We start from the raw sequence: 669 nt of genomic DNA, 5'->3' as shown, positions 1-669 counted from the left end.
ACGCGGCCGATCCACCGGCAACACCAGCTCCTCCGGGACCCCGTCCAGCACCTCCCGCCAAAAGCCGATCTGCTTCGCCAGCACACTGCCCGGATCGTCCCGCTCCCCCAGCAACTCCCGCTGCCACAAGGCGTAATCGGCGTACTGCACCGGCAACGGCTGCCAGACCGGGGTCCGTCCCGCGCGGCGTGCCTCGTACGCCACCGACACATCCCGCGCCAGCGGCCCCATCGACCACCCGTCCGCCGCGATGTGATGCGTCACCACCACCAACGCCTGCTCCGAACCGGCCACGAACAACCACGCCCGGATCGGCACCTCGGACGCCAGATCGAAGGCGTACTCCTTCGCCTCGGCCACAGCCCCGGCCAGCTCGGCGGGATCCACCTCGACCACCGAGAGCTCCCAGTCGAGCTCCTCCACGCACAGCACCTGCTGGTACGGCTCGCCGTCGGCGGTCGGGAAGACGGTCCGCAGCACCTCGTGGCGGCCGATGACGTCCCGCAAAGCCGCGCCCAGAGCGTCCCGGTCGACGTCGCCGGTCAGCATCTGCGTGATCGGCAGGTTGTAGGTGGCGGTCGGCCCCTCCAACTGCTGGATGAACCACAGGCGGCGCTGCGCGAACGACAACGGCACCCGCTCAGGACGCACCCGCGCCGTCAACGCAGG

At 70.4% G+C, this 669-nt stretch carries 1 protein-coding gene; it reads right to left on the bottom strand.

All coding sequences use genetic code 11. The features are described from left to right. Positions 1–651, bottom strand: a 651-nt coding sequence (locus tag ACFFR3_RS39985) for a condensation domain-containing protein (protein ID WP_379484820.1), incomplete at its 3' end; no start/stop codon positions are given. Between the last annotated feature and the right edge of the window lie 18 nt (positions 652–669).

The sequence above is a fragment of the Nonomuraea salmonea genome, assembly GCF_042428605.1.
GTDB lineage: Bacteria > Actinomycetota > Actinomycetes > Streptosporangiales > Streptosporangiaceae > Nonomuraea > Nonomuraea salmonea.
This window is presented reverse-complemented; position numbering and strand designations above follow the sequence as displayed.